The sequence below is a fragment of the Bradyrhizobium sp. BR14999 genome (genome assembly GCF_056106085.1).
The window spans coordinates 3,421,613-3,441,248 of sequence record NZ_CM148536.1; the positions used below are offsets into that span (position 1 = coordinate 3,421,613).

General features: G+C 58.7%; 13 protein-coding genes and 3 pseudogenes. 10 read left to right on the plus strand and 6 right to left on the minus strand.

What is annotated here, in order from left to right; translation table 11 throughout:
* Positions 1–225 precede the first annotated feature (225 nt).
* From ACR9YP_RS15740 to ACR9YP_RS15750, 3 genes are all read left to right on the plus strand, one after another.
* Positions 226–2,814 (plus strand): Ig-like domain-containing protein, encoded by a 2,589-nt coding sequence (locus ACR9YP_RS15740; protein ID WP_474220372.1) that lies wholly within the window; start codon positions 226–228, stop codon positions 2,812–2,814.
* Between the two features lie 767 nt (positions 2,815–3,581).
* On the plus strand, positions 3,582–5,516 hold the full coding sequence (locus ACR9YP_RS15745; RefSeq protein ID WP_474220374.1) for a type I secretion system permease/ATPase: 1,935 nt from the start codon (positions 3,582–3,584) through the stop codon (positions 5,514–5,516).
* Complete coding sequence (locus tag ACR9YP_RS15750) at positions 5,513–6,838, plus strand: HlyD family type I secretion periplasmic adaptor subunit (RefSeq protein WP_438106303.1); 1,326 nt, start codon at positions 5,513–5,515, stop codon at positions 6,836–6,838. Before ACR9YP_RS15745 ends, ACR9YP_RS15750 begins: the two co-directional genes overlap by 4 nt.
* Positions 6,839–7,175: 337 nt before the next feature.
* On the opposite strand, the gene ACR9YP_RS15755 is transcribed toward ACR9YP_RS15750, so the two are convergent.
* Positions 7,176–7,409 carry a hypothetical protein gene (locus tag ACR9YP_RS15755; RefSeq protein ID WP_438106304.1) on the minus strand — a complete coding sequence of 78 codons (234 nt, stop codon included), beginning with the start codon at positions 7,407–7,409 and terminating at the stop codon, positions 7,176–7,178.
* A 664-nt stretch (positions 7,410–8,073) separates the two neighbouring features.
* Positions 8,074–8,928 carry a hypothetical protein gene (locus ACR9YP_RS15760; protein WP_438106306.1) on the minus strand — a complete coding sequence of 285 codons (855 nt, stop codon included), beginning with the start codon at positions 8,926–8,928 and terminating at the stop codon, positions 8,074–8,076.
* A 181-nt stretch (positions 8,929–9,109) separates the two neighbouring features.
* Here ACR9YP_RS15760 and ACR9YP_RS15765 point away from each other — a divergent pair, with 181 nt between their 5' ends.
* From ACR9YP_RS15765 to ACR9YP_RS15775, 3 genes are all read left to right on the plus strand, one after another.
* Positions 9,110–9,475 (plus strand): hypothetical protein, encoded by a 366-nt coding sequence (locus ACR9YP_RS15765; RefSeq protein WP_474220375.1) that lies wholly within the window; start codon positions 9,110–9,112, stop codon positions 9,473–9,475.
* 83 nt (positions 9,476–9,558) lie between these two features.
* On the plus strand, positions 9,559–10,803 hold the full coding sequence (locus ACR9YP_RS15770) for an NAD(P)-binding domain-containing protein (protein WP_474220376.1): 1,245 nt from the start codon (positions 9,559–9,561) through the stop codon (positions 10,801–10,803).
* A 122-nt stretch (positions 10,804–10,925) separates the two neighbouring features.
* Positions 10,926–12,062 carry an ATP-grasp domain-containing protein gene (locus tag ACR9YP_RS15775; protein WP_474220378.1) on the plus strand — a complete coding sequence of 379 codons (1,137 nt, stop codon included), beginning with the start codon at positions 10,926–10,928 and terminating at the stop codon, positions 12,060–12,062.
* A 637-nt stretch (positions 12,063–12,699) separates the two neighbouring features.
* On the opposite strand, the pseudogene ACR9YP_RS15780 reads toward ACR9YP_RS15775, so the two are convergent.
* From ACR9YP_RS15780 to ACR9YP_RS15790, 3 pseudogenes are all read right to left on the minus strand, one after another.
* Positions 12,700–13,028: pseudogene (locus ACR9YP_RS15780) on the minus strand (YqaJ viral recombinase family protein); the annotation flags it as partial.
* A pseudogene (locus ACR9YP_RS15785) lies at positions 13,002–13,430 on the minus strand (IS110 family transposase); the annotation flags it as partial. The pseudogenes ACR9YP_RS15780 and ACR9YP_RS15785, both read right to left, overlap by 27 nt.
* Before the next feature lie 502 nt (positions 13,431–13,932).
* Positions 13,933–14,249: pseudogene (locus ACR9YP_RS15790) on the minus strand (hypothetical protein); the annotation flags it as partial.
* Positions 14,250–14,295: 46 nt separating this feature from the next.
* Between ACR9YP_RS15790 and ACR9YP_RS15795 the strand changes: the two are divergent.
* From ACR9YP_RS15795 to ACR9YP_RS15805, 3 genes are all read left to right on the plus strand, one after another.
* Positions 14,296–14,958 carry an arylesterase gene (locus ACR9YP_RS15795; protein WP_438106312.1) on the plus strand — a complete coding sequence of 221 codons (663 nt, stop codon included), beginning with the start codon at positions 14,296–14,298 and terminating at the stop codon, positions 14,956–14,958.
* Positions 14,959–15,341: 383 nt separating this feature from the next.
* On the plus strand, positions 15,342–15,866 hold the full coding sequence (locus ACR9YP_RS15800) for a hypothetical protein (RefSeq protein WP_474220379.1): 525 nt from the start codon (positions 15,342–15,344) through the stop codon (positions 15,864–15,866).
* Positions 15,867–16,600: 734 nt separating this feature from the next.
* Positions 16,601–17,122: a transglutaminase-like cysteine peptidase gene (locus ACR9YP_RS15805; RefSeq protein WP_438106314.1), complete on the plus strand. Its 522-nt coding sequence runs from the start codon at positions 16,601–16,603 to the stop codon at positions 17,120–17,122.
* A 269-nt stretch (positions 17,123–17,391) separates the two neighbouring features.
* On the opposite strand, the gene ACR9YP_RS15810 is transcribed toward ACR9YP_RS15805, so the two are convergent.
* Positions 17,392–17,733, minus strand: coding sequence for an H-NS histone family protein (locus tag ACR9YP_RS15810; protein WP_091878262.1), 342 nt, complete (start codon positions 17,731–17,733; stop codon positions 17,392–17,394).
* Positions 17,734–18,804: 1,071 nt separating this feature from the next.
* Between ACR9YP_RS15810 and ACR9YP_RS15815 the strand changes: the two genes are divergently transcribed.
* The gene (locus ACR9YP_RS15815; RefSeq protein ID WP_438106318.1) at positions 18,805–19,551 is read left to right on the plus strand and encodes a LuxR C-terminal-related transcriptional regulator; all 747 of its coding nucleotides are present in this window, start codon (positions 18,805–18,807) and stop codon (positions 19,549–19,551) included.
* Positions 19,552–19,636: the final 85 nt, after the last annotated feature.

Sequence of the window (19,636 nt, forward strand, 5' to 3'; positions counted from 1 at the left end):
GATTTAAGGGGCGGTTCGGTTGCTTCTTACGCGGATCAATTTGGACTTCGAAAAAGTCAAAGAATGGTCGCAGAAAAGAGAGGAATGGTCTTAAAAAAGACCAGAGCGAAGGGCCAATGGAAGTCGGATGGGTGCGGGGCAGAGTAATAAGCGTTGAGTGCGAGTGCGTAGTCTGAGTAACGGCGAGGGCTTTGATCTCAACGCGCGACACACATGGAGACAGATTTGACTACGATCACCAAGTTCACGACTGACAGTGGCATCATCGGCGACGGCATCACAGATGACAGCGCGCTCCTGCTGAGCGGCACGGCGACGGCGAACAGCACGGTGAAAGTGTATGACGGGACGACGCTCCTCGGCAGCGCGACGGCTAATTCCAGCGGGGCGTGGGGCTACACAACCGGCACGTTGTCGGATGGTGCGCATAGTTTCACGGCGGCGACCGATACGGGTGGCAGCACGGGCGCTCCATCTACCACGTTCCCGGATGCATCAACAACAGGTGTGCGTGATGGCGTGACGCTCAAGCCATCGGGCGACATCACGATCACTACAGCCGGGGCTGTTGTCAGCGGCCTTGATATCACCGGCAATGTCGTCATTGCCGCCCCGAATGTGACGCTTGTCGACTGTAAAGTTACTGGAAACGTTTCTCTAGAATCTACCGGTGCTGTTGTCGAGCATTGTACGGTGGTTGGAAAAAATACGTTGGACAGCATCGACATCAATCCAAATGGTGTCGCTGGTCAGGGAGCCAGTACGACTATTAAAAATTGCGATATCAGCGGTTCTGAAAATGGAATTTGGCTGGAAGCAAATGGAGCCGTGATCGAAAACAATTACATTCACAATCTGTTTAGCAATAACGGTAACCCAGATCCTCACATTGATGGGATCCAGGTACCCGGTAGCAACATTGGGTCTGCGACGAGCGAGAATGCCATCATCAGGGGCAACAACATCGACTTAGATAACAGTACGGCTAATGCCTGCATCACGACTATGGATGCGGTCAACTTTGATATCAGCAATAATCGCTTCAACGGTGGCTCGTATGTCCTCTATTTTGAGGGCACCGCTACAGGCTCCCAAGTAGTCAACAACGTTTTCGCCCAGTATACGTATGGCTACTCTTCCGGTCAGTCAGAGACGTCACAGACCTACAGTGGCAACGTCACCGACAAGGGCGTTCCGCTTGTGCAGTCGAATAGTGTGCAGGATTTGGTCCCCACTCCCGGCGCCGCCTCGGCAACAACGACCAGCAGCGTCACTACAGATACTTCGGCGCCGTTGTCGGTCACCATCGACACGAAAGCGCCCGATGCGCCGACGATTGCCAGCGATGTGGTCAACAGCGCCAATCAGGTGGTGTTGTCGGGGAACGCCGAAGCGAACAGCGCGATCAAGGTGTATGACGGAACGACGCAGGTCGGGACGGCGACAACCAACTCGAGCGGCGCGTGGAGCGTCACGACGTCTGCGTTGTCGGCCGGTTCACATGCGCTGACGGCGAAGGCCGCTGACGTTGCGGGCAATGTCAGCGCTGCGTCGACGGCCGTGGATCCGATCATTGGTTCTGGATCGTCGGGCTCCACCGGCTCGGGCACGTCCGGTTCGGGCACCTCGGGTACGGGCACGTCCGGTTCAGGCACCTCTGGTACTGGCACCTCGGGCTCGGGCATCACAGCGCCGGCCGCGCCGAAGATCGCCTCTTTCTCGACAGACAGCGGTGTCGCCGGTGATCACATCACCAACGACAAGACGCTGACCCTGGCGGGGACCGCGGCTGCCAACAGCACGGTCAAAGTGTTCGACGGCACGACCCAGCTCGGCACCGCGACCGCGGACGCCAATGGAGCCTGGCACTATACGAGTGTCGCGTTGCCCGATGGCAAGCACAGCCTCACCGCGACGGACACGGTCTCTGGCGTCACCAGCAAGGCATCGGCTGTGCTGGATGTCACGCTGGATACCGCTGCCCCTGATGCTCCGGTTCTGCTCAGCGATGTGACCAGTCATCATCGTGCGACGGTGACCGGAACGGCCGAGGCGGGCAGCACCATCAAGGTCTACGAGGGGACGACCCTGCTTGGCACGGCGGCGGCAGGCGCCGATGGACATTTCAGCGTGACGACCTCTGGCCTCAAAACCGGATCTCACACGTTCGTCGCCTCGGCCACCGACGCAGCCGGCAACACCAGCGCGTTGTCGCAGCCGATCGATCCGCCAATTGGCTCGCACGGCGGCAACGGCACCTCGACGGTGGAAGTCACCAACGTGCGTCCGCACTGGGATCACACCGCGACGATCAAGGGCACTGCCGATCCCAACAGCCAGATCAAGCTGTTTGACGGCACGACCTCGGTCGGTTCGGTCACGGCGGGCGACAACGGCAAGTGGAGCTTCCACACCTCTGATTTGGCGGGCAAGACCCACGCCTTTACCGCGGAGCAGGTCGACACGACCGGCCACGTGGTCGGGACCAGCTCGGGCGAGGCGATCATCGGCACGGGCCGCAGCAATACGCTGACCGGCACCACGGGCAATGACATCATGGTCGGCAAAAGGGGGGCGGATACCTTCGAGTTTGCGTCGAACTTCGGCCACGACGTCATCAAGGACTTCGCTGCCCGCGGACCTGCTCACGACACGATCGAGTTCAGCAAGGGCGTGTTCGACAGCTTTGCGAGCGTTCTCTCCCATGCGGCCCAGTCGGGTCACGACGTCGTCATCGCGACGGGGAGCGACACGCTCACGCTAAAGAACACGCAGCTCGACAAGCTGAACAGCCATGACTTCCATTTCGCGTAGTCACGCGTTCAGCGACACGGTGTAGCCACCAATCTGCGGTGCAGATCATGGAAGGCGGGGGGTGGTCCCCCGCCTTCTTTTTATTCTGGCTGCCTCTGCTGATCTGCGCGTGAGCGGCTTCGCGGCGTTCGCGGGATACAGCGCCGACTGTCTGGCTCGGTCCCCATCGCATTAAGACAGCGAGTACGTGGAAATAAATAGAATTAAATATGGTGTAAGAGTCGGCCTCGTACTCGGATGGGCTCGCCGAGCGTTTAAGCAAACGATTTCTGTGGGCTGAGGCCGTGCCACAATACAAGCGTGTTGAGTCTCACTGTCTGGCATGACATCAGAGAAATTCGCGACGGTTTTTAATGGAGGAAAACCGCGCGATTATTGCAGTACCGTGAGTTGACGTGCTGGTTAAAAAACCTCAGCCCGGCCCCCATCTGGTCCCAAAAAAGCCCATGGCGACCGGCACGTGAGGCCAAGCTGATTAACCATGAGGTGGTGGATACAGATCGCCACGACATCGCGCTCTGCGAACGACTTCGTAGTGGAGTACGTGTCGAAGAGGCTGGGAGAGCAGATTAAATGGCGGGATGGCCATTATGTCACGCTGGTACCGGCAGGCGACACGCTCAAGTTGGCCAGGCTCGGTGCGCAAAATCGATCTGACTTCTACTTCGCGTAAACAGTAGCTCGACGACAGGGAAATCAAACTCAGGACTGCCTTGGTGATCTTCTTGGGGATCGTCACATCAGGCACGTTTTCAAGGGCGGGAGTCATGACAAACTTCGAACGGTGGGGGGTGATCCCCCTGCCAGCAGGACGTTATCGGATCCAACTTTCGCAGTTGACGAGACTTGGGGCCGTCGCACGACAGTGGGCGGAAGATGCCGAACTGCGGACGCAAGGACCGATCATCTGGGCAAAGCACCTCGTCGAAGTCTTGCGTCGACGACTGTTCTCCGGTCTTCCGCGGCCGGCTAGCGACTATGATGAGTCGCAGTCGGAGCTGTCGGCTTTCTTGCGGTCCTGCCGCCGGATATTCTGGGCTCTCGCGGCCTTCAGCGGGATGAGCAATCTCCTCATGCTCACCGGCTCGTTTTTCATGCTGCAAGTCTACGATCGGGTGCTGCCCGGGCGCAGCATACCGACGCTGATCGCCTTGATGGTTCTGGCCACCGTGCTTTACCTGTTTCAGGGCGGCCTCGACCTCGTCAGGAGCAGGATCAGCGCCCGGGCCGGCCGGTATTTCGATGAAAGGCTCGGCGTTCGCATATTCGATGCGCTTGTTCGCCTGCCTTTGAAGACCAGAGCCGATGGCGACGGCTTGCAGCCGGTGCGGGACCTTGATCAGGTCCGCAGCTTCCTGTCGAGCGGAGGGCCGACGGCGCTGTTCGATCTGCCATGGATGCCGATCTATCTAGGCGTCTGCTTCCTCTTTCACTTCTGGATTGGCGTCACTGCGCTGGCCGGCGCGCTGGTGCTGGTCGGGATTACGATGCTCACGGAAACACACACGCGAGGCCCGGCAAAGGCAAGCTCGCGTCTGGCCGTTTCGCGAACCGCACTGGCGCTCGAGGGGCGGCGAAACGCCGAAGTTCTGCAGGCCATGGGCATGCGGCAACAGGCGGCCTTGCGTTGGCGGGATGTGAACGCGAAGTATCTCGCGGCCCATGAGCGGGCCAGCGATGTCGCAAACGGACTCGGTGGTGCCTCCAAGATCTTTCGAGCGATCCTGCAATCGCTGGTTCTTGCGGTTGGCGCCGTCCTCGTCATCAACCAGGAATCGACGGCCGGCATCATCATTGCTGGATCGATCCTCACCGCGCGGGCACTGGCGCCCGTCGAAATGGCCATTGCGAACTGGAAAGGATTCGTCGCCGCGCGGCAATCGGGGCAACGGCTCGACCAGTTGCTCAAGCTTCTGCCCACGGAAGAGGAGCGCTTGGCCTTGCCGGCTCCCGTCGAAACACTCACGGTCGAGCAGCTCTATGTCGGCGCGCCGAATGCGGAGAGACCCACCCTCGGTGACGTGTCATTTCGGCTTCGGAGCGGGCAGGCCGTCGGAATCATCGGTCCGAGCGGATCAGGCAAGTCGACCCTGGCACGGGCCCTGGTTGGGGTGTGGCCAAGCGTTCGGGGCAGGATCAGGCTCGACAAGGCGGCGCTCGATCACTGGTCTTCCGACGCACTCGGCAAGCACATCGGCTACCTGCCTCAGGACGTTGAACTCTTCGACGGCAGCATAGCAATGAATATTGCGCGGTTCGACCCGCAAGCCACGGCTGCCGCTGTTCTGGAGGCCTCTCACGCGGCGGGCGCGCACGATCTCATTCTCTCCTTTCCGGATGGCTACAGCACCAAGATCGGCGAGGGGGGGGCGGCGCTATCGGCAGGTCAGCGACAGCGCATCGGTCTTGCGCGCGCCTTCTACGGCAAACCGTTCCTGGTGGTGCTCGATGAGCCATCTTCGAACCTCGACTCGGAGGGCGAGGAGGCACTGACCGAGGCGATCATGAACGTGCGCCGGCGCGGCGGGATCGTCGTCGTTGTGGCGCATCGTCCGAAGGCGCTGGAAGGCGTGGACCACGTCTTGTGCCTCGGGGACGGTCGAGTCCAGTCATTTGGCCAGAAAGAGGAGGTTCTCAGGCGGGTCTTGCGGAATCCTGTGCCGCTCAAGGTGGTTGCGGATGGTCATGGGGGCACCCGATGACCAACCAAATCACGCTCGATGTCGCGCCCGCCATGCAATCCATCCAACGCTACATGATCGTTGGCATGATCATGTTCGGCTTCGTCGCGTTTGGCATCGGTGGCTGGGCAACAACGACCCAACTGTCCGGTGCCGTGATCGCCCAGGGTGTCATCGTGGTGGATTCTAGCGTGAAGAAGGTTCAGCACGCGACGGGCGGGATCGTCGGAGAGCTGCGCGTAAGGGAGGGCGATCGGGTCAATGCCGGCGACGTCTTGATCCGTCTCGACGAGACCCAGACGCTGGCAAACGCGACAATCGTCACCAAGGGTCTCGACGAGTTGCTCGCGCGCCAGGCCCGTCTAGAGGCCGAGCGCGACGGCGCCGATCAATTGGCCTTTCCCAAGGCGCTGCTCGACCGGACCAAAGAGATCAGTTCCGATGCAAACCGTGCGACCGCGGCAGAGCGTACTCTCTTCGAACTCCGTCGCCAGGCGAGGAGCGGTCAAAAGGCGCAGCTCCAGGAGAAAAAAGAGCAGCTGGAAAACGAGATCAAAGGCTATAGCGGTCAGGTCGAGGCCAAGCAGAAGGAGGTCGATCTCATTCGGCAGGAGCTGGAGGGCGTGCGATCGCTTTGGCAGAAGAATCTGGTGCCGATCACGCGGCTCAATTCTCTTGAGCGTGATGCCGCCCGTCTCGAGGGTGAGCGGAGCCAACTGGCGGGTATGATCGCCCAGTCGAAGGGCAAGATCGCTGAAATTGGCCTCCAGATCATCCAGATCGACCAGGACCTGCGGACGGAAGTCGGCAAGGATCTGATCGAAACACGCTCGAAACTCTCGGAGCTTTCCGAACGCAAGATTGCGGCAGTTGACCAGCTGAATCGGGTCGACATCCGGGCACCGCAGTCCGGCCGCGTCCACGAGCTCAGCGTTCATACCGTCGGAGGTGTGATCTCTCCCGGCGAGCAAATCATGCTGATCGTGCCGGATGCGGACTCGCTTGCGGTTGAAGTCAAGATCGCGCCGCGCGACATCGACCAGGTCTATGTGGGGCAAACCGCGACGATGCGCTTCGCGGCTTTCAACCAGAAGACCACGCCGGAAATCGATGGCGAGGTCAGCATGGTCTCCGCGGATATCACACAGGACCAGCGTACCGGGACGAGCTACTACACCGGTCGTGTCCTGCTGAGGCCGGAGGAACTGACCAAGCTTGGGTCGGCGAAAGTGTTGCCGGGCATGCCGGTCGAAGTCTTCATCAAGACGCCTGGTCGGACTGCGCTGTCCTACCTGCTCAAGCCGCTGCAGGATCAGGCCGGGCGCGCATTCAAGGAGCGCTGATGCTTGATCGGTATCAGTCCGCTCATGCGTGCGGGAGGTGACTTCGTTTCGGTTTCAGCCCATCGGTCGAGCCTTGGAGGCTCGGCCGATGTCATTCTTGCGGAAGACGCACCTGCAATCGAGACCCGTAGCAGGGGAGACAAAAGCCCTGTTCTCCTTGGGCTTGAATGCCTCCCGATCCCTGTGATTGACCGGCGCGAGGCCTAGCTCTGATATTCAATAGCCGGAGGTTTAATCAGAGCCCCCGGGCCGCCGTGGGATAGCGCACATGCAATAATCCACCAGCAGGATTATTCGACCATCCGCGCTCGCAGCGTGGAAACGATCACATCGACGCCTAGTCCAGTTTGCGCCGACGCCGCTTGATCATCCAGTAGGCGCCATAGGCAACTGCGGCGAAGGATAGCCCTGCGCCTGCGAGGGGGCCTGGGGCGCCGTTGGCTGTCCCCTGGCCGACATAAGTGTAGGTCTGGTCAGGGGGAAAGAACAGCGTAGCCGTGAAATAGACGCCGGCCGGCACTGCTGCGGCCATTGCAAGGAAAATCGCAAGGACCCATCCAGGTATGGTCATATTTTCTTCCTTTCGACTTGCGGTCGCCATCTGGCCAGATAAATAGAAATAAGCTTGTCGATTTAATAATCTCTAGAATTAATTATCTTGTCAATATCAATCTTAGGTATCTCTCATCGGAAATTTACCCGTGACGAGATGACGCGCCGGGCGCGGCCCCGACGTCTGACCGCCGCTCTCGTGGGTTTTCGAAATTCAGTGTCGTATCAGGCCGGACGATCTTAAAAGTTCAGTCCATGGGAGCCATTCTGCATTGCAAGACAAGTTCTCCGCCACGTCGATGACGGGAGTGATCTGTCTAATCAATCCAAGCTCACGAAGAAATCTGGACCATAGATAATGGAGCACTGTCCAGGGTATTGGTTGTTGCGCGTACACTTCGCCGCGAAACACGACAAACGAACGATCCGTGCCTATCGCAAGATGTCGAACGAGATTCCGGTTCGATCCATCCGGAATTAGCTTTGCGACCTGCAGTTGGCATGACGCTCGGGTGGCCCGGATGATCGGCATGTCGGCCGCCGCCATTTCGTCGGCTACCACGACATTGAAGTGATTTCGTTCGAGAAACCTAACAAGATCCTCCTTTAAATAGTTGGGATCTTCGAACGGTACCGCAATCTTCCACCCAATGGCGAGCAAGAGCAGGGTCGCGATGCACCACCTAAATGCGCTGTAAGAGCTCACGCCTCACCCCTAGCACGGAAAAGCCAAGTATCAGGCCCAGTATGCTCGTGTTCGCAACCGCATCGCCCCAAGAGCTGTGGAACATCGCGTAGTGCCATTGGCTCAATCCCATGAAGCTTATACGAGTGACATTAACCGCCACGACGCAAAGGCAGGCCATAAGGGGCCAGAATAGATCGTAGGTAGATTTCTTGTGGCTGACCAACTGGCTCACGGTAACCCAGCATAGAAGTGCAAGCGACACGTTTGCTAGTGAGGAACATGCTGGCAGAATAACCAGAACGCCGGAGCCGTCGGCGAAGTCAACAATGTCCCCGTTTCGATGCGTGCTCAAGATCCAACCAACGAGCGATGCGTCGATCCGCAAAATTCGCTCGGCAAAAAACTGAAAGAGCACCCGGCTCCAAAGCATCGGCACGGTAGAAGCGAGCAATATGAAAGCGCCGCGCCGCGACGAGGAGACATCGGCGGTGTTGATGACATAGAGGCTGAGCGCAGTTACTGCCAGCCAGCTAAGGGGGCCGATTGGTAGAAGGACGAGCAGGACAAAGATTGCTCCCAGGACGAGTTCTGAAGAACGAATTCCAACCGTTCGATCTTGAAGAACGAGAGAGACCCCGGCGGCACACGATATCCAGACGATTACACTGATCCCAAAGGTGCCGAGAACGGCCTCTACCCATCCATGCCGGTGCACCGATTGAATGACGTGAGATACAAGGCCACTTACACAACCGAGAGCGAACAGGCCTGCAAAGAATTCACCGCGCGCTAGCTCCTTCGCTACATGCGATACGGAATCGCGAGCAATCGATTTTTCCGAATCCGTCATGATTTAATGCCCCGAGTCGCCTCAATCATGCGGAAAGGCCCGGAGGACGACGGGAGCAAATCGCGAGGTCGTTTTCAAGATATCCTGGCTCCGGAATTAAATAAATTTGGTGGTTGCATTAATCGCTAGATTTAATAATATAACCTTAGAAGTAATATTTGAATAGATATATCGAGAAAAAATGGGGCGTGTCCGCAAGATCGAGTTCGTCGGCGAAGTCGAATGGGATGGCAAGGCGCTCTTGATCCTGGCGGTGACCGAATTTGGACACGTGCTCTGTAGAATCCCTCGCGAGACGATTCACGCGCTTTGGCTCTATTCGGACGCCATCGAACGCGAGATCCGTTTGGAGCGGCACCTGATCCTGGAACGGCTCGCCCCCGCACTGTGCGCAAAAATCTCTGCTCTGAGGGCAAATGAGCCGGTGGACCTATGGCCGTCGGATGTCAACGACACGCGCTCTCAGGCGCTCGTCATCGCGCCATCCATCGATCAAGCACTGGAGGGGCGCATGCAGGACGAGACTGAAAAGCAGCAACCATCGTGAGCGTGAGCTGCCGCTCGGGTTCGTCGAATTGAGCTATGTGCGGTGAATTGGTCTGTGGATTCGAATGGCCGGTGGTGAGCGCAATGGACACTGACGTGGCAATTATCGGTGCTGGTCCATACGGCCTGGGGCTCGCAGCCCATCTGCGCGCCGCGGGCGTCGATCATGCAATTTTTGGGCGTCCCATGGAGCTGTGGCGGCGCCACATGCCTGAAGGCATGCTGCTGAAGTCTGACGGCTTCGCTTCCAATCTCTACGATCCACATAACGAACTGCCGCTGTCGCGATTCTGTCGGGAGCACTCAATCGAGTACAGCGACGATCGAATCCCTGTACAGTTGAGGACCTTCATCGACTACGGGATGGCGTTCGCCAAGCGATTCGCTCCGAACCTGGAGGAGACAACGGTCAGCTCGGTTCGACAGCATGGCAATGGGTTCGCATTCGACTGCGAGAATGGCGCGATGGTGCGGGCCCGGCGCATCGTGGTGGCAACAGGCGTCGGTCCCTTCCGCTATATGCCGCCCCCCCTTGACGCGTTTCCGTCAGAGATTGTTTCGCACAGCCATGATCATCGCGATCTCGGCCGTTTTGCGGGCAGCCGCGTTGTCGTGATCGGTGGAGGTGCATCGGCGATCGATCTTTCGGCACTGCTAAAGGCGCGTGGTTGCGACGTAACATTGATCTGCCGGCGTCGAAACCTGATATTCGCGACCCCTCCGTCCGCCACAGGTCGTTCGTTGTGGCAACGCATCAGGCATCCCCGCTCTGGCATAGGCCCGGGTCTGAGGTCGCGGATGTGCACCGATGCACCGCTACTTTTTCATGTCATGCCCGACAATTTCCGCCGGGGAGTAGTTCGTCGCCATCTGGGACCGGCGGCGGGATGGCCTATGAAGGACATGTTTGTCGGTCGCGTTCCTGTGCTGAGCGGTCACGAGCTGGTGCATGCATCCATTTCTCACGGAAGCGTCCATCTGGAGTTGCGCGATGAGTCTGGCGAGACGGCCCGCGTAGAGACAGACCACGTGATCGCCGCAACGGGTTATCGCGTCGACATCCGGCGCCTCGACTATTTCGATGGCTCACTGCTGTCGCGCTTATCGCACACGGGGCAGGCCCCGTTGCTGTCCTCGCGTTTTGAATCGTCGATTGAGGGGCTCTTCTTCGCCGGGCCGGTCGCCGCAAACAGCTTCGGGCCGTTGTTACGCTTTGCCTTCGGTGCAGGATTTGCCTCGCGCCGTCTGGTGCCGATCCTGAGTCGGGAGCCGCGCCTGCAATCGCGCAGTTACGCGATACCGCAATTTGATGCGTGGGCGGAGAAATGAGTGCAAGAGTCCTTCTCGCGCACAGCATGTTGTGGCCCAATGTCGCGCGGTTAGCGATTGCATTTCGAAAAGCAGGTTCTGCGGTAGACGTCGTTGCACCCTCTGGGCACCCGGTTCATCGGATGCATTCGCCGAATCGAACGTTCGAATATCGGAGGACTGCGGCCTATGATTCGATCAAGGCCGCGATCGCTGCATCCCAGCCGGATCTGATTGTGCCGTGCGACGATCGAGTTGTCGCCCACCTTCACAGATTGCATGACGAGGTGTCAGCCCTCTCCAGTGAGGCTGGCATGCGGTGCATTGCTTCGCTCATTAGAGCATCGTTGGGATCGCCGCTTTCTTACCCTTTGGTTGTCCGACGTTCCTTCCTGTCCGATCTTTCGCGCTTGCCCGACGTTCACATTCCGCACACGGCGGCCATCGATGGTGTTACGGACCTGTTCGATTGGGTTCGCCAACATGGGCTTCCGGCTGTCCTGAAGCTCGACGGAAGTTCGGGTGGCAAAGACGTCATTGCGATTCGCAGGGTGAGCGAAATCGTACCTTGTTTTCTCAGGATGCGTCTCCAGAAGAGCTGGGTGCGTCGGCTAAAGTCGTTTTTGGTGAACGGTGATGGCGAGGCCCTGCTGGCGGCCAACAAGTTTTCGACAGCTCAGATTTGCGTACAATCGTACGTTACAGGGCGCCTCGCAAATTGCACCGTGGCTTGCTGGCATGGCGATGTTCGCGCTTCTGCGGCCGTCGAGGTCTTGCAGCGTACGAGCGACTTCGGAGTAGCAAGTGTGGTTCGTCGAGTGAAAGGCGAGGGGATGATTGCTAGCGCGCGGTCAATCGTGCGGCATCTCGACCTCTCGGGAATCTTTGGATTCGACTTCGTGTTGGAAGATGGCACCCAGCAGGCGAAGCTGATAGAGATCAACCCTCGGGCTACTCAAATCGATCATTTTCCGGGTTTCGACGGTCCCGATTTGCCATCGGCGCTGCTTAGCGTCATCTCGAACGAGCCTATTGTCAACGCGGTAGATCATCAAATCGCGAACGAAGTAGCTCTGTTCCCGCAGGAATGGCAGCGCGACCCGGCGAGTAGATGGTTCGCAAGGGCCTACCACGACGTTCCGTTCGAAGAGCCGGAGTTTCTACGGTACTTTGGATCTCGTGGCAGAAAGAGCATCCCGCCGCTCGTTGCTCGGACTGACCGAGCCGCCGCGGTCGACGGCCCTGGCGACATCGACCCGCGTCCTCGCCCACCACTTTAAATCCTGCGCGTAGTCGCACATCGCTCGACGCGACGCCTGTTGCTGAAGAGCTGCTAAAATGGGGGGTCGGTGATGCGGCTGCATCCTTCGTGGTCCAGAGTGGCCATGCTGGTTGGACTGCTACCATAACAGGCTTGGTGCGAGGCCAAGCGGATCGCGACCAAGGCCGGTTGTCGACACGCCAGACTGGCGTTCGCTGGAGAAGCGTCCGCTCAGGATGTTCAAGTTTCCCGCAATCTCACGAATCGGAGTGGCTGAACCAATATGTCTCGCAAAACGAACTCAGTCTGTGTGTTCGACGGGAGGGCCGAGATCCCAGAGTAGACCGACGGTTCTGACCATCCCGTTTCAAGCCGCGCTTGGACCTCGCGCCCGGCGGTGCTTGTGGATTTCCCTCAGCAAGAATACCCGCCGCGTTCCAGCGCCGTGCAACAGGTTCTCAAAGAGGAGAAAGATTTCGCGCGCTTGCACGTGGCCTCCATGCTGATCGAGTGCTGATCGAAGCCGCACGAGGCAAGCCGGGCCTCGATCTAGGCGCCGGCCTATCAACTCGCCAGCTCAGAGCGTTTTGCATCTTGTAAAACTCGGCTTCACATTTGAAATCGGGTGCGATGCCAACCAAGTCGACGCGGCGAAGTTGCCCGCCGCCGGTGATGATTGAGAGCACCGAGCTTCGCGCGGCCGTGACCCACATGTTATGCTATAGCTCGGCCATGTGTTTCTCGGCTGCTGCTTCCTCAGTGAAGGCCCACGGCAGCATGAACTTGGCCTCAAACACGGCGCCGGTTTGCTCGACGATGCCGTCAAGGGTAGCTGCCATCCATTTGTGTACGGGATGGCGGACGCGTTATTGGATGTTCCTGATGGTTTGCCCCGACGACCGTTGAATCAAGCGCGATTCACGGTTCCGAGCTGAATGATCAGATTGTCTGAGAGGTGGATCTGGTTGGAAAGCGCGGCAGTGATTCGGAACCAGCTGCGTCCGCGCTGCGACAAGCGTGCGGTCAGCATGCTGTCGAATCCCTTCACACGCACCTCACGAAAGCACCCGACTTCCGCGAGTTGCGCTAGGCCATCAGCGTCGTTTGCGTCCGTCTTATTCGCCGCCATATCGAGTGCCGCTTTAGCATAGCGCGCATCGATGCAGATCGCCGGCAACCCTTCGGTGCGCAGCGAATGATAGAACCATACCGACAGCGGTCCGGTCTCGAATACGACGCGTTTCACGGACGGCGCCCGCTTGCGGATGAGCTCTGCGATAATGCTGAGATCAGATGGGCACTTGCCGCGTCAGATCCGTTCACCTGTTTGGCGGATCGAGACTGCCGTCTCTTTCATCGACACGTCGAGACCAATAAATTCTCCCATGGCTGTTCTCCATTCGATGCTTGGGCCCGGCGTCAGGTCGTGAGCCCGTCTCTCCATCTTATCGGGGAACAGCCACTCATTCAGGGGCAACTCGCTCCCGCGATTACCCCATGTGGCTTGGCCACGCCGTCACTCTGTACGCTGCGCCAAGAACAGCGGCGCTCCTCGCCGCACTGCCTGAAGCCCCGCGTCTGCGAGGTGAGATACCGGCCCCCGCCTTCGAGCTCCGGCCGACTCAATAAACGCTCCGATTGCGCAGGAATTCCAGTCCTATCTGCAGCAGTCCTATTGCTCATGTCGCATCTCCGTCTGTGCCACGAGCGGCGGCCGGGGCGCCTCTAATGAAAAAGGCGACAAATCGAAGCTAGCGGGACCAACGACGAAGCAGCAGTACGGCCTTAGAGCTCGGAGCGACCCCCAAGGGTTCACCTTCTCCGCCCCGCGGCGCGATCAGCCTCTGCCGCTAACCCTCGTTGTCCGGTGAGCAGCCATCGATAGTCGTTCAATCACTCGGCCTGTATCCGTTGCATTCAGGGCAGGTCGCGAGATAGCTGGCGCCAAGTTTATCGTTACGCGCCGCCGCCCGACGACCTCGCTTGATGCTGTTGAAGAACCGCACAACCCGATTGCGGGCGCGATATAGGCAAGGACCAAAACAGATTAGTTCGCCGCGATTCCTTTTGGGCGGGATGTTGGTCCATGCGCCTTTCTTCATGGCAGCTCGGCGTCGTAGCCACGATCAGCAAGCCGCATCGATTCGGGCATCAAGCGAGACAGAAGTCTTCCAGCAAGCCGATTATCGTGAGCCTCGAGGGGGGCCTCATTGTGCCTTGCTGTTTGTTCGCTATCCGGATTATTGTTTAGTATGGTCACGCCCACTCTTCGCCTCACGATCATTGTCGCCGCGGCTTCCATCGTGCCGGCGTGGACAACGAACCATAATGTTCGAGCCGATGAAACGGTGGTCAGAATTGTCGCGCTCGGGGATTCTCTCACTGCCGGGTACGGTGTCCCCGCTGGCTCCGCCTTTCCGAAGAAACTAGAAGCTGCATTGAGAGCCAGAGGTCAACCAGCCGCGGTTGCAAATGCAGGTGTGTCTGGTGACACAGCTGCAAGGGGTCTTGCTAGATTGAACCGATCGATCAGTGACGATACTGACGCGGTAATCTTGGAACTCGGTGCGAATGACATGCTTAGGGGATTCGAACCAAATGTCACTCGCGCGGCGCTCGGGGAGATACTACGCAATCTCGAAGCTCGGCGGATTGTCGTGCTTCTTTGCGGGGTGCGGACCCAACCCAGCCGTGGAGATGAATACAAGCGTGCCTTTGCGGCGATGTTCTCTGATCTTGCCAGAGAGCACAATGTGTTGTTCTATCCGGCTTTCGACGATGCGTTTGTGGACGATACTCAGCTCAAACTGCCGGACGGCCTACACCCGACCGCGGCCGGAATCGAAGCGGTCGTCACGCGCATATTGCCAAAGGTCGAGGTCCTCATCGACCGCGCGCGTCATAGGGGTCGTTGATCCCTTCCAGGTTGCGCCGAATGGCGCCCATTTCATTGTCCCCGACGAGGCGATGAATAGCGCCGGGCCGCTTCCGCTTATGGGCCTATCGGCGACATCGGGATGTCCGTCCTGTGCTGCGTCGCATTCTCGCATTCGGCAGATCCGCCATGACATACTTGTTGCGTTGATGGAATGCCCAAGCCCGAAGCTAGCGAAGCGTCTTACTGGATTGGAGCGCTATGAGAGGCCGGTTCGGGCCGCGCAACGGCGCGTCCTGAAGCGCTGGCTGAAGGAGGGACAACAACAAGAGCGAAGGCAAGGCGCCGGAGCCATTGCGTTTGGAGAGCTTGCCGATCCCATGCCCTGTCAATCGCGTGGGGCCACCATCCCTCCAAAAAAGAGTGCGTCGATCATCGCGAGAGCTTGAAGCGGTTGATTCTGGCAACATCGAAGTGCGGTTAGTCAGTTTCAGAAAGAAGATTTCACTTGAATTAAATGTCTTATTAAATAATCTAGATAAATGGAGCCTATTTATTGGATATGGGATTTTTGATATGACGCGGAGCTCTGTCGGAGACATCGAGTTCGTTGGCGAGGTCGAGTGGGATGGCAAGGCCATCGTGGTCGGGGTAGCGACCCCATTTGGGCACGTGTCGTGTAGAATCCCTCGTGAGACAATCCACGCGCTCCCGATCTATTCGGATGCCCTCGAACGCGAGATCCGTTTGGAGCGGCACCTGATTCTGGAGCGGCTCGCCCCCGCCCTACGCGCAAAAATTTCTATTTCGGGAACGGGCGAACCAGTGGATTTGTGGCCTTGGGAGATCAGTCGCGCACGCCCTGCGGCTGTCGCGAGCGCACTACCCGCTGATCAAGAGACCGCCGGTGGATTGCCGGAGGCGATCGAAAAGGTGCAGCCGTCATGATCGGTCAATGGGTTCAAATCGGCTAGCTTGACGAACAACGTCGGCATAGCTGGACTTGAACGTCCAATCCGCGCGTTCGGATCGCCGCCGATTCCAAGGCTCCATCGCAGGCTTCTGTCAGGCGGCGTCCTGTGCGAGAAGCAATGGTGCTGGCGATTTCGACTCGCGTCCCCGCCCTGCACACAAAATCCGGTGCATAACCGCGGACCGAGTGCGGCGTTTGCGTGTTGCAAAAATATGTCTGCTCATTGCAGCCATTCGCTTGGCGAGCGAAGTCACCGCTACGATTGCCGCCTGAATTATGAGGGGACGAAGTTGGAGGCAGCGCGCCTTCGGCGCCGTCCGCCCGATAACAGCGCGACGCTCGCGACGCGAATGCCACCGTCGCTGACAGACGGCAGCCGCGTAAGGGCAGCAGCGCTCTCGGAGAGAAGCAACCGACGCGCATTTGAACCTGCTTGTCCACTGGCAGGCTCAGCTTTTTTCGTCCGAAGCTGGATTATTTAATCTCGAATGTTATTTTGGTTGATAATTAGATAAAATTTAATACATTTAAATATGACAATTAATCGCGCGGTTCTGGCCATGGCCTCGCTGCGGCTGGATCTGAGCCTCAGTGGTGTTCGCAAGGGGATCGGCAGATGTATCGAGTCTCCGGCTCCGTGTTGGTTGTAGCGGTCGCCATGATGGTCGGAGGTACTCCATGGGCGGACGCAGGACGCCTGGCGATGCCCATGACTTCTCAAGCAGCACTAGGGCGCATCGAACTCGGGCGGCCCACGCTTCCGCCTTTGACGTACACGATGTTCTGCCTGCGCTATGAGGCCGAATGCCGCTCGCGGCGTGGCTTCCGGGGCGGCCCGGTCCGGCTGACCGAGGAGCGGTGGGCGGATCTCTTGGAGGTCAACCGTGCGGTCAATCTGGCCATTATGCCGGTGCCCAACAACCTCGGCTTGGCCGGCGAGGCGTGGAGCGTCAATCCCGATCGCGGGGACTGCAACGACTACGCTGTAAGCAAACGTCACGAACTCCTTCGGCGTGGCTGGCCGGCGCGGGCCTTGCTACTGAGCGAGGTCATCGTCAGTTCCGGAGAACATCATTTGGTGCTGCTCGTCCGCACCCGGAGCGGCGATCTCGTGCTCGACAATCTCGCCCCAGAGATCAAGCTCTGGTCGCGAGTCCCCTATCGTTGGCTTCGCGTGCAAATGCCGAGCAGTCACCAGCTGTGGGCGACGATCGACGGGAAAGGGGCGTAATCGTTACCGGGCGAGCGCGATGCGGATCGCCATTTCCTTTCCCTTGGCGCCGCGCTCCCGTGGATCGGGCCTACTGCTCATCGGTGGACCGGCAGCGGCGAGATCCGAAAGCTGCCCACCATGGCCGTCGTTGCCGGCCCCGTGCAGTTCGGCATTGCGGTCAATGGGCTGCGGCCTCCTGGCGGCAAGGACGGCCCGAACCGCGGAGTAAGCCGCCCGCGGCAAAGGGCATCGTCTCGGCGCGCGGCGTCGGGATACGGCCGTGGCGCTCAGCCCGTCCGGCGGCGGCTTTGTCCGGATGGGCGGTTGATCAGTAGATCGGTCAGCTTCTTGCCGGCTCGAAGCTGCGCTTTCAGCCATCGGGGCTGCTTACCGCGACCGGACCAGGTTTCGGATGGGTCCTTCGGGTTCCGGTACTTCGGCAGCACTGGGGGGTAGGGACGGCGCGCACGCTCCGCGTTCGGGGCCCCGGCAGTTCCCTCAATCCTGCGAAGTCGTTCTTCGAGCTTGGCTTTTTCCGCGATCATTCTCCGACTGAGAACAGTCGTCACCTCATCGTAAAGCCGCCACAGCTCGGCTGTGGTCGCGGATGCCCAGTCGTCCTTCTCCATGGAAGCCGTCCCCACTACTTCCGATTTGAAATAGGAGGGGGACTTATCAGGTCGAACCCGGGTCGGGCAAGCACGATCACCTCGCGCACAGCCCGGTCTGCAACGCGGTTCTTCTTGATGCTACCGGCCGGGTCCGTGCCTCCGACCGACCGGCCGCCTCTCGGCCGCTCTCCGCCGACGGCCCCTTCGCATTGGACCAAGCAAGCGCTGCTCGGCCATCAACACGCGACTACGTAAATTCTGCAATTCAGTGAATTGAACGATCAGCGCCTCATGCGTTTGACGCAAAATAGCCGAAGAATACATGTGACCACCTACTCATGACCAGCGATGAACCCGTGACTGCAGATTGGAAGTTGCGGGTTGACGAAATGCCGCCCCAACTTTGCTGACAAGTTTTCATCGGTGCTACTACTGAAGCAGTACAGTTATCGTTCGAGATCCCTGATCAATGGTTGGAAATAAATTCGTGCCCCTCATTTGAGCCTCCCGGCTGGCACACGACTGAGATCGGAATGATTCCAGCCGCTGTCACGCTCGATGACCAGTCCTCGCATTATCTTAAGGAATAGTATTACTTTTTTGCGCCTCCTCTTTCTCGACCTTCCTGTCTGGGGCGAGGCTTTTCAGATTGCCTCGCTCCGGTGAAACTTTGTCGAATGTTAGATTTGAATCGTGAATGTCCCTATATATCGTTCGTAATAAGTGGCCGGTGACGAGTTAGATGATGTTAACCAACACTGACGAAGCGGCCAAATTACTGCATCAATACATTCTTTGGGAGGGCTTTCATGTTGCTACAACCCTTAATTGCAGTAGAAATCGCGGTTTAGTCGATGAATATGCGGTTTCGGATTTCCTTGAGGAGACCCGCATTCTTACGGTGCTGCATGCATTCTCTAAGCGAGTTACGTTGATGCGGCCATCAAGCGTTGCCGATACGTGCCGTGGCGAAGTTGGCAGTGCGACGTTTTGGCAGAACGGATCGGTTATGCCTCCTGCGCGTCTCTATAGAGGGAATGGTGGATTAAACGGCTGCATGCGGAGCTATTAGCGATAGGCAAGGGAAGCATGCGCCGCATCAGAGTCGTCATCGCGGATCGGCACCCGATCGTTTTGCAGGGCATCAGCAGCGTCCTTGCGGCGCAGCACGATTTTGCGATCGTGGCCTCCTGCGGCGATGCTGCGAACTGCATCGAGGCGATTCGACTCCTCGTGCCGGACATTGTGCTGGTCGATAACGCAATGCCCAACGTCAGCCGGCCGGATCTTCTTGCTCTGGCAAACACCGCTGGCCGAGGAGCCCGGGTCATTTTCTTCGCTGGTAAGGCTGGCGATCGCGAGTTGCAAAGGCTGGCCGCAGACGGCGCGTGCGTCGTTCTCACGAAGGATGCCAAGCCGGAGATGCTGGTCGCGACCCTGCGGGAAGTTGCACAGAACCAAGGACTTGCGTCGGGGTCGACGGGCCCCGGTGGGGAGATCAGTGCGGAGCCTCGCGCAGGTGAGGAGAAGTCCCTGACACAACTGACCGACCGGGAGCGGCAGATCATGAGGCTCGTATCGGAGGGGTTGTCGAACAAGGAGATTGGGCGCCGCCTGAACATTGCCGACGGTACGATCAAGGTCCACCTTCACCACATCTTCCAGAAGCTGGATATCAGCAATCGTACAGTTCTCGCGGCATTGGCGATTTCGCAAAACGAGCAGCATGCAGCTCCGCGTGAGTTCGCCTCCTCCGGGCTGCTCCAGCCGGATCCGGTGGTTCGAGATGACGAGGACGCCAAGTGCAACGGTGTCCTTCCGGAACGTACGCGTTAGCTGCAAATCGCACTTGACTGGATATTGTTCCGTTAACCTCGCTGCAGCTTCGGTGTAGGCCTTTGCTGTCGCGGCCGTGCCACGG

What these genes read in the sequence shown, in the direction of transcription:
- ACR9YP_RS15745 (WP_474220374.1), top strand. Translation starts at nt 3,582, where the DNA reads ATGACAAACTTCGAACGGTGGGGGGTGATCCCCCTGCCAGCAGGACGT.
- ACR9YP_RS15750 (WP_438106303.1), top strand. Translation starts at nt 5,513, where the DNA reads ATGACCAACCAAATCACGCTCGATGTCGCGCCCGCCATGCAATCCATC.
- ACR9YP_RS15755 (WP_438106304.1), bottom strand. Translation starts at nt 7,409, where the DNA reads ATGACCATACCTGGATGGGTCCTTGCGATTTTCCTTGCAATGGCCGCA.
- ACR9YP_RS15760 (WP_438106306.1), bottom strand. Translation starts at nt 8,928, where the DNA reads ATGACGGATTCGGAAAAATCGATTGCTCGCGATTCCGTATCGCATGTA.
- ACR9YP_RS15765 (WP_474220375.1), top strand. Translation starts at nt 9,110, where the DNA reads ATGGGGCGTGTCCGCAAGATCGAGTTCGTCGGCGAAGTCGAATGGGAT.
- ACR9YP_RS15770 (WP_474220376.1), top strand. Translation starts at nt 9,559, where the DNA reads ATGGACACTGACGTGGCAATTATCGGTGCTGGTCCATACGGCCTGGGG.
- ACR9YP_RS15775 (WP_474220378.1), top strand. Translation starts at nt 10,926, where the DNA reads ATGCATTCGCCGAATCGAACGTTCGAATATCGGAGGACTGCGGCCTAT.
- ACR9YP_RS15795 (WP_438106312.1), top strand. Translation starts at nt 14,296, where the DNA reads ATGGTCACGCCCACTCTTCGCCTCACGATCATTGTCGCCGCGGCTTCC.
- ACR9YP_RS15805 (WP_438106314.1), top strand. Translation starts at nt 16,601, where the DNA reads ATGACTTCTCAAGCAGCACTAGGGCGCATCGAACTCGGGCGGCCCACG.
- ACR9YP_RS15810 (WP_091878262.1), bottom strand. Translation starts at nt 17,733, where the DNA reads ATGGAGAAGGACGACTGGGCATCCGCGACCACAGCCGAGCTGTGGCGG.
- ACR9YP_RS15815 (WP_438106318.1), top strand. Translation starts at nt 18,805, where the DNA reads ATGCGCCGCATCAGAGTCGTCATCGCGGATCGGCACCCGATCGTTTTG.